This is a genomic window from Nocardiopsis halophila DSM 44494, from assembly GCF_000341245.1.
Classification (GTDB): domain Bacteria; phylum Actinomycetota; class Actinomycetes; order Streptosporangiales; family Streptosporangiaceae; genus Nocardiopsis_A; species Nocardiopsis_A halophila.
Window position 1 is genome coordinate 14,913 of record NZ_ANAD01000185.1, and the last position, 13,296, is coordinate 28,208.

The following is a 13,296-nucleotide window of genomic DNA, read 5'->3' on the forward strand; positions in this document are numbered from 1 at the left end:
CGGCGTCGTTGTAGCACCGCGCCTTGCCCCACTCGCCGTCGATCCAGGTGGTGCAGTACGACAGGGGCGCGGCCAGGGACCGCTGCGCCTGCGCCTCCTGCGCCGACGCCGACGGCGCCCCGGCGATCGCGGCGGCGGCCGCCGCCGGCNCCCCCGACCGCCCCCGCGGCGCGGACACTCTTCCCACCAGCGTGCATCGCACTTCCTCTCGAATGTCGCTCCCGTCCGGGACGGCTCCGGTGGAGCCGCTGCCCGTCCGCCGGATCGAGTATCGAGGGTGTGGTCACGCAGGGCAATAGTGACAACACATACGGCCACGACAGCAGGTGGAATCGGGGGCGCCGTTAGGCTCGGCCGAATTCGCCGCCTCTTCCCCTCCGTCCCGTGGGTGTGCTCCCGGGGCCCACCGCGCCGTACCGGCCCGCCGTCGGTCGCCGACCCGGCCTCACCCCGGACACCGAACCTCTTCTCCCCGCGGGAAAGGGACAGGGCCCGCCGCCCGCACCGACACCCCCGTTGATCTCGGGAAAGCCGGGGTAATACTCGCCGGTATTACCCCGGCTTTCCCGAGATCAACGCCGAGGAGGGGCGCGCACCGCAGCGGACAGGACCCAAAGCGGCGCCGAACAGGCGATCAGGCAGGAACGGTGAGGTCCCTGCGGAAACGGCGCCCCGCCCGCGGCCGGGGCTCTCCGGAGACCCGAGGACGGCGCACCGAGCACGGGAACGCCGCAGCCGAACGGAAATGTCGCTGGAAACGCCGCGCGGCCGGGCAGGGGCGCTCCCCTGCCCGGCCGCGCGGTGCGGTGCGGTCAGCTCTTGGCGCGGGGCCGACGGTCGCGGCGGGCCAGGCGGCCCAGCCGACGGCCGGCGGCGCTCCCCCGGGCGATGGGCCGCGCGGGCGGGGCGCCCTCGGCCGGGAAGCCCGGAAGCAGGTCGGAGGGCTCGGAGCGGGTGCCGCTGGGCGTGGCCAGGCGGGTCGGCAGGCCGGTGGCGGCCTCGGCCTCCCCGTCGGCCTCCTCGCCGGAGGCGCCCGCGTCCCCGGCGTCGCCGCCCGCGGAGGACTTCTCCCCGGCGTTCGGGGCGCCCTGGGCGCGCGCCGCGCGGAAGGCGCGGACCCGTGCGGCCAGCTCGGTGGCCAGCGGCCACTCCACCGGGGCGGGCTGGGCCAGCCCCGCCCACAGGTAGGCCTTGGTCCCCCAGGCCTCCATGGCCCGGCGGGCGCGGGTGATCACGAAGAAGGTCGGCGCCGCCAGCACCAGTTGCGGCCAGGCCAGGGCGAGCGCGGTCAGCAGCGGCAGGCGGCCGCCGCCCGNCACGACCGGGGTCAGCGCGAGGGCGATCCGCAACGAGGTGATCTGCCGGAACCGGTGCAGCGAGCGGCGGACCGAGGCGCCCGTGGACAGGCCCTCGGGCAGCGGGGTGGGCTGGACCACCGAGGCGAGCAGCAGCGAGGCGACCGCCACCGAGGCCGAGGCCATGATCCACACGCCGGCCGCGGACACCTGACCGCCGACCATCAGCGCCACGAGGGCGAGGACGGGGACCGGCACCGGGACGAAGAACAGGACCTTGCGCCAGAGCTGACCGGACTCGGTCGGCGCGAGGACGGCCTCGGCCGCCTCGTCATAGAGCCGCTTCGCGGTCTCCCACAGCCTCTTCACCACTGCAACGCCCCCACACCTTCACATGGCCGTCGTCGGTGCGGCCGGCCCCTCCTCGAAGCGTCCTGTTCCCGGCCGCTCACCGGACAGGACGCCGCCGCCTCAAGGGAGGTTCACTCCCCGAACGGGAGAAGAGAGGCGGAACACACCTCTCATCCTCTCCTGCGCAAACGTCCGCGGCAACCGCCGCGTTCCAGCACTCGGACGACGATCGCGCACTGTGTGGCCAGGTCTATCGCATCGCGGGTCAACCGGGGATAAAGCAGGTCGCCTGTGGATGAAGGGGGTCGACGCGCCGGGAGGGGAAACGGGGCTCGGGGGACCGCGGACGGCCCGCGTCGACGGCGTGGGCGGACCCTCTCCACGGAGCAGGCCTTCCCAGCTCAGAGACGGTTTCCGCAGCCCGGCCCAGCGTGGATCCGCCCTAAAGGGGCAGAGGCGGGGCCTTGCAGCCTCCGCGCGAAAGTGATCCGCCCCTCCCTTGAATCAGCGGCGAACACCACATCCGAAAAGAATTCCGGCACAGACCACATCCGCAGGAGGACGGCGTCCGCTGGAGCGGTGGAACCTTCGGCGGCCGTGGCCGTCGCCGGTGGGCGGAGCGCCGGTAGGGGCTGCGAAGGCGACTCGGGCCCGACTAAGAGCCGTGACGATGGCGCTGATCCGGCCGGACGGAAACTCCACCGCTCCAGCGGACGTGACCGTCGGGTGTCGAAGACGGCCCTGCGCAGAGGCAAGGGCCGTTGCACACGTGCGGCCTCTCCAGAGGGGCGCGTCCCCCGATTCGCTCGTGCTGCCGGGATTGCGAGGTCGTGTCCGCTGGCGTGGTGGAACTCTCCGGGCCCCGGCCGCCCGCATCGACACCCCCGTTGATCTCGGGGAAGAGGGGGTGCGCACCCGGGGCGGGGTCGCCGATCGCGCCGCAGCGGTCGCACCGCTCACAAGGACGCGGTCGAAAGTTCCACCACTCCAGAGCGCCGATAGTGGTGGTTCCGCCACTATCGATGTGCGCAGGAGGACCCGACCGCCATTCGGAACGGGGGGGAAACGACACCACACCGGCAGCCGGACACCGTTCGGGAGGCTCCGCGCTCCAGCGGCATCCGAGCGGCCTCTGGGAGCCGCAGGCGCTCCTGCCTCTCTCCACGGAACGAGCCGTTCGCAGCGCCCCGTCAGCACTCATAGAAGAGGTGAGGAGGTAAAGACGCTCAACGCTGTGCGGCGCCCTCGGTAAGGCGGCCCAGGGTGACCGCGACCCGCAGGATGAACGACCCCCGCCCGTCGGCCGGCATGTGCCCGGTCAGCTCGGAGATCCGGCTCAGCCGGTACCGCACGGTGTTCGGGTGCACGAAGAGCATCCGGGCCGTCGCCTCCAGGGAGGAGGCGTGCTCCAGATACACCGACAGCGTGTCCAGCAGCGGAGACCCCGCCTTGCACAGCGGCTCGTAGATCTCCTCCACCAGCTGCTTGCGGGCGGCCCGGTCGCCGTCCAGCGCACGCTCGGGCAGCAGGTCCTCGGCGAGCACCGGGCGCGGCGCGTCCGGCCAGGCCACGGAGGCCCGGAGCCCGTTGACCGCGGCCGCCACCGACGTGCCCGCGCCCCTCAGCTCGGCCACCGGGGGCCCCACCACCACCGGCCCCGGGGCGAACAGCCCCGCCAGCGGCTCCGCCGCGGCCNCAGCTCGCCCTCGGCCTCCCGGGCCGCGAGCTTGGCGCCCACGCCCAGCACCAGCACCACGCGGTCGCCCTGCTGGCCGGCCAGCACGTCGTGCCCGGCCCGCCGGGCCGCCCCGCGCAGGTCCTCCATGACCCCCCGGCCGTCGTCCCCGGCCGCCCCGGCGACCGCCACCACCGGGGTGCGCGACCAGCTCAGCGCCGACCCCCAGGTCTGCAGCCCCTCGTCGCGGTCGCCGTGCAGCAGCGCGTCGACGATGAGCGCCTCCAGCCGGGCGTCCCAGGCCCCGCGCGCCTCGGCGGCGCGGGCGTAGACCTTGGCCGAGCTGAACGCCACCTCCCGGGTGTAGCGCAGCACCGCCTCCCGCAGCTGCTGCTCGCCGCCGGGCGCGGCCAGCTCCTCGACCTGGTTCTCCACCACGTCGATGACCACCCGGATCATGTCCACGGTCTGCTGCAGGGAGACCGAGCGGGTCAGCTCGCGCGGGGCGGTGCCGAACACCTCCACCGTGATGGCGGGGCGCCCCCGGGCGGGGTTCTTGAACCAGTCGACGAAGGCGGCCACCCCCGACTGGGCGACCAGGCCCACCCAGGACCGGTCCTCGGCCGACATGCGGCGGAACCACGACAGGCGGCTCTCCATGCGCGCCACGGCGGCGGTGCCCAGGGCGCCCATCGCCTTCTCCAGCCGCTTGACGGTCTCGGCGCGGACCGCGGCGCCGCCGTCGGCGGTGCCGGTGCCGTCGGTGCGGTCGGTACCGTCGGGGCCGTCCGTGCCATCGGTGCCGTTGCTGCCGTCGGCGCCCTCCGCCTCGCGGTCGCGGTCGTTCATCTCGGTGCTCACCCCTCCAGAGTGGCATCCCCGCCGCGCCTGTCCCGCCAGCGCACGCCTGACCCGGGAGTTTGTGGACTATTCACAAACGCCGTCTCGTAAACTTCGTCGTTGTCCTCATCCAGATGGTGATGTCCTACAGGGCAAGGTTGATGTCGTGCTTGTAATCGTTGCTCCGGGCCAAGGCGCCCAGGTCCCCGGCTTCCTCTCCCCCTGGCTCGAAGCGCCCGGCATGGCCGAGCGCTTCGAGGCCTGGTCCAAGGTCGCCGGGCTGGACCTGGTGCGCTACGGCACCACCGCCGACGCCGAGGAGATCCGCGACACCGCGGTCGCCCAGCCCCTGCTGGTGAGCGCCGGGCTGGCCGCCGCGACGTCGCTCTTCGGCGACCTGGCGACCGCCGCCGACACGGCCGACGCCGTCGCCGGGCACAGCGTGGGCGAGTTCACCGCCGCCGGGATCACCGGGGTGCTGACCCCGGAGGAGGCCCTCTCCCTGGTGGCCGAGCGGGGCCGCGGCATGGCCGAGGCCTCCGCCGCCGCCGACACCGGGATGACCGCCGTGCTGGGCGGCGACCGGGACGAGGTGCTGGCCGCCCTCGCCGCGGCCGGGCTGACCGCCGCCAACGACAACGGGTCGGGGCAGATCGTCGCCGCCGGCACCGCCGAGCAGCTCGCCGCGTTCGCCGAGAACCCCCCGGCCCGCGCCCGGCTGCGCCCGCTGTCGGTCGCCGGGGCCTTCCACACCGAGCACATGGCCCCCGCGGTGCAGCGCGTACAGGAGGCGGCCCGCGGCGCGGCGCCCGCCGACCCGCGCACCCGCCTGCTGACCAACCGCGACGGCTCCGTCGTCGCATCCGGCCGCGACTACCTCGACCTGCTGGTCTCCCAGATCAGCTCCCCGGTGCGCTGGGACGCCTGCACCGCCACCCTGGCCGACCTCGGGGTGAGCGCGCTCATCGAACTGCCGCCCGCCGGAACCCTGACGGGCCTGGCCAAGCGGGCCCTGCGCGGGGTCGAGACCCTGGCCGTCAAGACGCCGGACGACCTCGACCGGGCCCGGGAACTGGTCGCGGAGCACGCCGGCACCACCGCCGCTTCGGAAGGCCGATCCCGATGAGCACCGCCCTGCCCGTCCCCCGTTCCCTCGGGGGCGCACGGGTCCTCGCCTTCGGCGAGTACCAGCCCGCCAACGTCGTCACCAACGACGACCTCGCCCGGCGGGTCGAGACCAGCGACGAGTGGATCCGCAGCCGCGTCGGGATCGAGGAGCGCCGCATCGCCGACGACTCCGACTCGGTGGAGTCCATGGCCGTCGCGGCCGGCGGCAAGGCGCTGGCGGCCGGCGGGCTCTCCCCCGACGACATCGACCTGGTCATCGTGGCCACCTGCACCCAGCACGACCAGATCCCCAACGCCGCGGCCACCGTCGCGGCGCGGCTGGGGATCTCCGCGCCGGGCGCCTTCGACGTCAACGCCGCCTGCGCCGGGTTCTGCTACGCCACCGGGCTGGCCGCCGACGCGGTGCGCGGCGGCTCGGCCCGCAACGTGCTGGTGGTCGGTTCGGAGAAGCTCTCGGACTGGGTCGACTGGGACGACCGGTCCACCTGCGTGATCTTCGCCGACGGCGCCGGCGCCGCGGTGGTGGGCGCCGCCCCCGCCGAGGACAACGGCGTGGGCCCGGTGGTCTGGGGCAGCTCGGGCGAGCGGGCCGACAAGATCTACCTGCGGGAGAACCGCTACCTGTACCAGGAGGGCCAGGCGGTCTTCCGCTGGACCACCACCGAACTGCACAAGGTGGCGCTGGAGGCCCTGGAGCGGGCCGGGGTGGAGCCCTCCGAGCTCACCGCGTTCGTTCCGCACCAGGCCAACCTGCGCATCGTGGAGGCCATCGCGCGCAAGCTGGGGGCGCCGCAGGCGCTCATCGCCCGCGATATCGTCTCCGCTGGCAACACCTCGTCCGCGTCCATCCCGCTGGCCATCGCGCGCATGGGCGGACGCGGCGAGCTGCCGTCGGGGAGCACCGTGCTCACCCTGGGATTCGGCGCCGGACTGACCTACGCGGCGCAGGTCCTGCGCATCCCCTAAGTGCCCGCCGTCGCGGTCCGTCCGCGCACGGCCGGGCCGCTACGGCGACGAACACGGCCCCGGGACTCCGGGGCGCACCGAGAAGGAGATACCGCAACATGGCGCACACCGAGCAGGAGATCCTGGCCGGCCTCGGCGAGATCGTCGACGAGATCGCCGGAGTCCCCGCCGCCGAGGTCACGCCGGAGAAGAGCTTCGTCGACGACCTCGACATCGACTCGCTGTCCATGGTCGAGATCGCGGTCGCGGCCCAGGACAAGTTCGGCGTCGAGATCCCCGACGACCAGCTCAAGGACCTCAAGACGGTCCAGGACGTGATCAACTTCATCCAGAAGTAGCGCCCCTTCTCCGGCGGCGGCGCCACCGCGCCGCCGCCGGAGCACCCTCCCCCCTTGCCCCGGCGCGCCGCCGGGTACGACCTACCATGACGCGAAGGGCGAAAGGCCGATGAACAGCACCGAAGTCGTCGTCACGGGCCTGGGCGCCACCACCCCGCTGGGCGGTGACGTCTCGTCGACCTGGTCCGCCCTCCTCGAAGGTCGGTCCGGCATCACCGAGATCACCGAGGACTGGGCCCAGGAGCTGCCCGCCCGCATCGCCGGGCGCGCCGCGGTGGACCCCTCGGAGAAGCTGCCCCGGCAGCGGCTGCGCCGGCTGGACCGCACCCAGCAGTTCGCGCTGATCGCCGCCCAGGAGGCCTGGCAGGACGCCGGCGCCCCGGAGGTGGACCCGATCCGCCTGGGCACGGTGGTCTCCTCCGGCATCGGCGGCATCCTGACCATCCTCGAGCAGTACGACATCTTCCGCGAGAAGGGCTGGAAGCGCGTCTCGCCGTTCACGGTGCCGATGCTCATGCCCAACAGCCCCTCGGCGGCGGTGGCGCTGGAGTTCACCGCCCGCGCCGGCGCGCACGCCCCGGTCAGCGCCTGCGCCTCCAGCAGCGAGGCGATCGCCGACGCGATCGGGATGATCCGCTCCGGCCGCGCCGACATGGTCATCGCGGGCGGCACCGAGGCCGCGATCCACCCGCTCAACATCGCCTCCTTCGCCTCCATGCGGGCGCTGTCCACGCGCAACGACGATCCGCGGGCGGCCTCGCGCCCCTGGGACACCGGCCGGGACGGCTTCGTCATGGGCGAGGGCGCGGGCATCGTGGTGCTGGAGTCGGCCGAGCACGCCGCCCGCCGCGGCGCCCGGGTGTACGCGGTGGCCGCGGGCGCCGGGTACTCCGACGACGCCCACGACATCGTCGCCCCCGAGCCCGAGGGCGAAGGGCAGGCGCGGGCCATCACCATGGCGCTGGAGGACGCGGACATGCGCCCCGGCGACGTGGCGCACATCAACGCGCACGCCACCTCCACGCCCACCGGCGACGTGGGCGAGACGCTGGCGATCCGCCGCGCGCTGGGCGACGCCGCCGCCGACCGGGTGGCGGTCACCTCCACCAAGTCGATGACCGGCCACCTGCTGGGCGGCGCCGGCGCGGTCGAGGCCATCGCCACCGTGCTGGCCCTGCACGAGGGGCGCATGCCTCCGACGATCAACATCGACGAGCTGGACCCGGGCGTGGTCGTGGACATCGTCCGCGACAAGGCCCGCGACCTGCCCGCCGACGCGGTGGGCGCGATCAACGAGTCCTTCGGCTTCGGCGGCCACAACGTCGCCGTCGCCTTCCGCCGGGCCTGATCCGGTCGGCGGCCGGGGCGCTTCGCCCGGCACATGCGCCGACGCGGAGCACAGGACGCCCAGGGCACGCAGGACGCACAGGGCCCGCCGATCAGACGATCGGCGGGCCCTTTTCGCGTGTCCGGCCCATGGGGCCGCAAGGGAGGGGGCCGAAGGCCGACCCCCGTTCGGGCATGCACGCGGAACACGCCCCCGGTGGTCGGGCGCGGCGGCGACCGTGGGCAGCCGCTCCGGCCGTCCGGGCAGCCGCTGGCTATGTCGATGAGAAGTAGCAGCACTTATCGATGAGTTCCGGAGGCGCTCAAGACCCTCTGCAGCGTGGTCGTGTTGATGAGTTCCGACAACGCCAGCGCCTTCCTCGTCGCCGAGTGCTGCCGCCGCCGCACCTCAAGGCCGTTCGTCCTCGCTTCGCTGCGGGCGCTCCACCTTGACCTGCGGCTTCGCAGGCGGCGGTGGGGGCGACTATCGAGGAAGGGCAAGGTGCGCCCCGTCGCACGCAGTGCTGTCAGGAGTCATCGACACGACCCTGCGACGGATGGAGGCGCTGCCGGAACTCATCGACAAACGCTGTCCGCTCTCACGAACAAACCCAAGCCGCCCTCCGGCGCCCTCTGGTCAGGTTTCGGTGGCCTCGGAGTCCTCTGTCCGGGGGGCGTCGTTCTTCGGGGGCGTGCCGGGGACGCGTGCCGTGCCGTTGATCCGCTTGGTTCCTCCGGCCGCCTGCACGCCCTCGGGCCGCCCCCCGTTCGCCGGCGCCCCGGGGGCGCGCTCGGCCCAGGGCGGGGGCTGGAACGGGGTCAGCTCCGGCCGTTTGGGCTCACGCCCGTCGCCGGAGGAGCGCCCCATCACCCGGCGCCCCACCCAGGGCACCAGGTACTCGCGGGCCCACCGCCTGTGCTCGCGGCGGGGCCNGCCGGGGGGTCTCCCACGGGTGCGCCCACAGCTCGCGCGGCCCCATCGGCCGCCCCAGGAGCTCGGCGATCCGGGCCGCCACGATCCGGTGGCCGTCGCCGTTGAAGTGCAGCCGGTCCTCGTTCCAGGCGCGGGGGTCGTTCAGCGCCTCCATCGACCACAGGTCGACGATGTCGCAGCCGGTGCGCTCGGCGATGGCGCGCAGGTGCATGCTGAACACCGCGATGCGCCCGCGGTAGATGCGCAGCACGGGCACCCATCCGGTGTCGTGCCCGGAGAGCAGCACGACGCGGACCCCGGCCGTGCGCATGCTCCGCACGGCGGCCTCCAGCTGCGCGGCCAGGTCGTCCAGGTCGGTCCCCGGGCGCAGCACGTCGTTGCCGCCCGCGTGCACGGTCACCAGGTCGGGGCGGTGCTCCAGCACCTGGTCCAGCTGCTCGCCGACGATGTGCCGCATCCGGCGTCCGCGCACCGCCAGGTTGGCGTACCGGAAGCCGGGCTCGTCCGCGGACAGGTGTTCGGCCAGGCGGTCGGCGAACCCGCGGTAGCCCCCGTCGGGTGCGACGTCCTCCAGGCCCTCGGTCAGGCTGTCGCCGATGGCCATGTACGAGCGGATGAGCGCCGGCCCCTTCGCCCGCTCTCCATCAGGGGGATTCATCTGCAGGTCAGTCACTTCCACCTATCATGCCGGTCGGGCGTTGACGCGCGGCACGCCGCGTCGGGATCCGGTAGGGAGCACGCGGTGAGGAGGACCGCCACGTGTGCCTCTCGCAACACCGACGAGCACGTGTCAAAGGAGAAAGGCAGGGGTACGGCGTGCCCGACAAGCATACCGCCGACCACCGACGCGGGGCCGGGGCGACGCCTGACCGAGACCGGCAAGCGACCTTCGCCGTGACCTGGCACCCGCCCCGCGGCGATCCCGAGAAGAGAACGGGTCCACACCCCATGACCAGCAGTGACAGCGCAGAAGCGGCAGCCTCCTTCCCCGCCAACGCGGTCGAGGAGGCCCTGGACCGGGCTCTGAGCACCGAAGGCGCCGACGAAGGGGCCGCCGAGGCCTTCCTCGCCGCCATGGCCCAGGGCAGCCTGTGGGTCCCCGTCCCCGAGGGGTCGGGCACCCAGCAGGACGGCACCATCGCGCTGCCCTCACTGGAGCTCCAGGGCCAGGTGTACGTGCCGGTGTTCACCTCCCAGGAGCAGTACGACGAGCGCAGCTCGGAGGTCCCCTGCGCGGTGCTGCCCGTGCGCGACCTGGCCTCGGTGCTGCCGGAGGGGGTCGGCCTGGCGGTCAACCCCGGCAACGGCCCGAGCGTGCCGCTGGCCCCGGAGACGGTCGCCGGACTCGCCGGGGAGTGACCCCGCGCCCCGGGTGCGCCCTACCCTTCCGCGCCCCGCCGTCGTACGATCACCGGCGGGGCGCGCTGGGCGCCCGTGTCCCCGCCGCCCCGGGCCGTCGCAGGACAGCGGGCACCGAATCCGGCAAGGGCGCATAAAGTGGAACAGCGGTCGCCCCCTCCCGGTCCCGGCGGCCGCCCGAGTCCATGCGCCGTACCCCTGGAGGTCGAGGTCCACCGCGGATGAACGCCATCTCCCCGATCTGCCTGACCGACCTGGCACCGGCGCTGCGCTGGAGCCGGCCCGAGGACCTCGCGCCCTACCTCAAGCACAGCCGCCTGGTCGACGGCTGGTGGCGCTCGCTGCCGCTGCCTCGGGTGCTGGAGATCGCCGGCCCCGCCTGGCTGGCGCACAACCTGGCGCTGCTCATGTCCGAGTACTGGGACCACATCCCCATCGGCGACTTCCTGCCGGTGCTGCGCGCCCTGCCGGTGGACATGGACGGGGTCGCCGAGCCCGTCCGCGGCGCCGTCCTGGCCACGGCCGGGGACTGGGCCACGCTGGTGGGGTCGGCCCCCTCCTGTGTGGCCGCCTGGTCCTTCCCCGCCGACTGCGGCCCGGTCGAGGTGATCGGGTCGGCCGCCTGGCAGGCGCTGCGCCCGTTCTGCGGCGAGGAGGCGCGCATCGGTCCGCTGCCCTCCCCCGCCCTGATGATCGAGGCGGTGCGCACGGTCGCCCACTGGCTGCCGGAGAACGCCCCGGACCGGGTGCGCCGCGCCCTGGGCTACCTGTCCGCGGCCACCGGCGCCGACCTGGACGAGGGGCCGCCGCCGTCCGTGTCGGAGCCGCCCCCGGGGGGCGCCGACGTCCCGCAGAGCCCCGCCACCCGCGCCATCCGGACCCTGCGCGCGCTGCGCAACCAGCACGCCCGGGAGCAGGAGCGCGCGCCCGGCGGCGAGGCCCCCGAAGGGGACCGCGGCCCGGCCCCGGATCTGGGCACCCACCCGATGGTGGACCTGCTGGAGGAGTTCCTGCGCGGGTGGAGCCCGCTGGAGCGCACGGTCGCCGCCGAGCGGCTCTTCGCCGCCGACCCGATCAGCATCCGGCTGCTCGCCGACCAGACCGGCGCCGACGTCGGGGACATCCGCAACGCCCAGCGGAGCGTGGAGGAGCGGCTGCTGCAGTGGCTCTCCTCCCCCGGCGGCGAGCCGGTCACCCGGCACCTGCGCGAGCTGTCGGACGAGCTGGGCGCGGCCACCACCATCGACACCCTGATCGGGGCCCACCCCGACCACCCGGTCACCGTGCCCTCGCTGAAGGCGCCGCTGTGGCGGGTGCTCATCACCTTCTTCACCGACCGGCGCCTGCACAACGGCTGGCTGGTGGCCGACGACCCGCAGCGGATGCGCTGGCAGACCCGGGAGATGCTGGGCGACGCCCCCACCCTGGACGACGCGGCGGCGCGGCTGGACCGGATCGGCATCCGCCGCCGGTCGCTGCGCGCGTGGCTGCAGAGCACGCCGGGGATCGAGGTCCGCGACGGGCGGGTGCTGATCGACCCGTCGCTGCCGCCCGAGGGCCCCGCCCCGGCGCCCGCCTTCGGGGGGCGGCCGGAGCTGTCGGAGGACGACGGCTCGACCACCGCGGGCGGGCTGCCGATCCGGCGGCGTCCGGGCGCCGCGCACGAGGCGGGCGCGGTCCCGCCGCCGCACGAGGGGCCGGTGGCCGCGCCGCCGTCCGCGCCCGCGCCGCCGGGGGTGGCCACCTCGCCGCGGTGCTTCCACGCGCCCGACGGCCGGTGGTGGCACCGGGTGGACATCGGGGCCGACCACCTCAACGGCGCCCCGGTGACCGTGCCCCCGGGGTACGCCACCCACCTGGGGCTGCAGCCGGGCCGGCTGCTGTGCCTGACCGCGCCGGGGGCGGACCTGCTGGTGCTGGTCTGGCGCGACCAGCCCGCCTTCGACTCGCTGCGCCCGCTGCTGCGGCGGCTGTCGGCCCAGCCGGGCGACCGGGTGTTCATCACCGTGGACGGCGACCGCCTGGACGCCCGCCGGCTGCCCGCCGCCGACCTGGGCGGGCACGGCCCCACGGGCAGGGCGCTGCACCTGATCGGCTACACGGCTCCGGCCCCGACGGAGGAGGCCCTGCGCATCATCGCCCGCCGGATCACCGAAGAGGAGAACCCCGATCCGGACCCGCGCACCCTGCTGGACATGCTCACCGAACGCGGCGACGACGACATCGCCGAGGAACTGCGCCAGAGCATGGCCACCCCGCACTGAGCCGGGCGGAGAACCCTCTCGCCCCGAAGGAGTCGCAACCGTGCACCGTCCGAGCACCGAGCCGGAGGGTGCACGGACACCGACCCGGACACCGACCCGGAGGGTGCCCCGGAGGACGACAGGGATGCACGCCTGGCGGGGCCCGATGCCCGCGGGGCGGTTCCCCGGCCCTGGCGGTCGGCCGCCAGGTCTCTCGCGATCCGGGAACAGCGGCGGCGACGGCACGGCAGGTACCCCGCTCACGGCTGCCTTCCGGGCGGCAGGCCGTCGGGGTGCCAAGAACAGCGGCGGCGACGGCGCAGCCGGTGCCCCGCTCCGGCTTGCCGGCCGGGTGACGGTCCGCCGGGGCGCAAGGTAGATGGCGGCGACGACGAAGCGGGGCGGTTCCCCAGTGCCAGCGGTCGGCCGCCGGACCGCTGGTGGCCCGGGCGGGAGCGCGCTCGTGCCTGGCGCCGCCCGCCCGCGCCCGCGGCGGGTGCCCCTGTAATCAGAGACACCCTTCTGACCTGGGAGAATACGAACCGTCATCGGGGTCGGGAGGGCGGAAGCGCGCTGATCGACACCCCGAGGCGGCCTCCGGGTGCGATCCCGGCCAGACCAGAACGGGATTCGGCGCTGTCGCGCCCGTAATGCCCTGTTCGTCCGCCCGTCGAGGGGAGTGCGGCGCCGGAGGAGGGGCGAGGTGCCCGCCCGCGCCGGTCCTCGCTCCGGTGTCGGCCCGCCCCCGGCTACCCGGCGTGATCGAGGGCGCCGCAAACGGGGCCGAAGCGCCGATAGTGGGGGTTTCGGGTACCGAATCCGGTTCTGGTCTGGCCGGGAT

7 protein-coding genes and 2 pseudogenes are annotated in these 13,296 nt (G+C 74.5%); 6 read left to right on the forward strand and 3 right to left on the reverse strand.

Annotated elements, in window-relative coordinates; genetic code table 11:
* Positions 1-812 precede the first annotated feature (812 nt).
* The gene (locus D450_RS0121290) at positions 813-1,667 is read right to left on the reverse strand and encodes a hypothetical protein (RefSeq protein ID WP_017540674.1); all 855 of its coding nucleotides are present in this window, start codon (positions 1,665-1,667) and stop codon (positions 813-815) included.
* 1,205 nt (positions 1,668-2,872) lie between these two features.
* Positions 2,873-4,170, reverse strand: a pseudogene (locus D450_RS30840) (PucR family transcriptional regulator).
* Between the two features lie 232 nt (positions 4,171-4,402).
* On the opposite strand from D450_RS30840, the gene D450_RS0121300 reads away from it, so the two are divergent.
* From D450_RS0121300 to fabF, 4 genes are all read left to right on the forward strand, one after another.
* Positions 4,403-5,287 (forward strand): ACP S-malonyltransferase, encoded by an 885-nt coding sequence (locus D450_RS0121300; RefSeq protein WP_017540675.1) that lies wholly within the window; start codon positions 4,403-4,405, stop codon positions 5,285-5,287.
* Positions 5,284-6,255, forward strand: coding sequence for a beta-ketoacyl-ACP synthase III (locus D450_RS0121305; protein WP_017540676.1), 972 nt, complete (start codon positions 5,284-5,286; stop codon positions 6,253-6,255). Before D450_RS0121300 ends, D450_RS0121305 begins: the two co-directional genes overlap by 4 nt.
* 98 nt (positions 6,256-6,353) lie before the next feature.
* Positions 6,354-6,593, forward strand: coding sequence for an acyl carrier protein (locus D450_RS0121310; RefSeq protein WP_017540677.1), 240 nt, complete (start codon positions 6,354-6,356; stop codon positions 6,591-6,593).
* A 109-nt stretch (positions 6,594-6,702) separates the two neighbouring features.
* The gene (fabF, locus tag D450_RS0121315) at positions 6,703-7,941 is read left to right on the forward strand and encodes a beta-ketoacyl-ACP synthase II (protein WP_017540678.1); all 1,239 of its coding nucleotides are present in this window, start codon (positions 6,703-6,705) and stop codon (positions 7,939-7,941) included.
* A 615-nt stretch (positions 7,942-8,556) separates the two neighbouring features.
* Here the strand turns inward: fabF and D450_RS30845 are convergent.
* Positions 8,557-9,457 (reverse strand): annotated as a pseudogene (locus D450_RS30845) (SGNH/GDSL hydrolase family protein).
* Positions 9,458-9,801: 344 nt separating this feature from the next.
* Between D450_RS30845 and D450_RS0121325 the strand changes: the two are divergent.
* The gene (locus D450_RS0121325; RefSeq protein WP_017540680.1) at positions 9,802-10,212 is read left to right on the forward strand and encodes an SseB family protein; all 411 of its coding nucleotides are present in this window, start codon (positions 9,802-9,804) and stop codon (positions 10,210-10,212) included.
* 221 nt (positions 10,213-10,433) lie between these two features.
* The gene (locus tag D450_RS0121330) at positions 10,434-12,476 is read left to right on the forward strand and encodes a hypothetical protein (RefSeq protein WP_017540681.1); all 2,043 of its coding nucleotides are present in this window, start codon (positions 10,434-10,436) and stop codon (positions 12,474-12,476) included.
* Positions 12,477-13,296 lie beyond the last annotated feature (820 nt).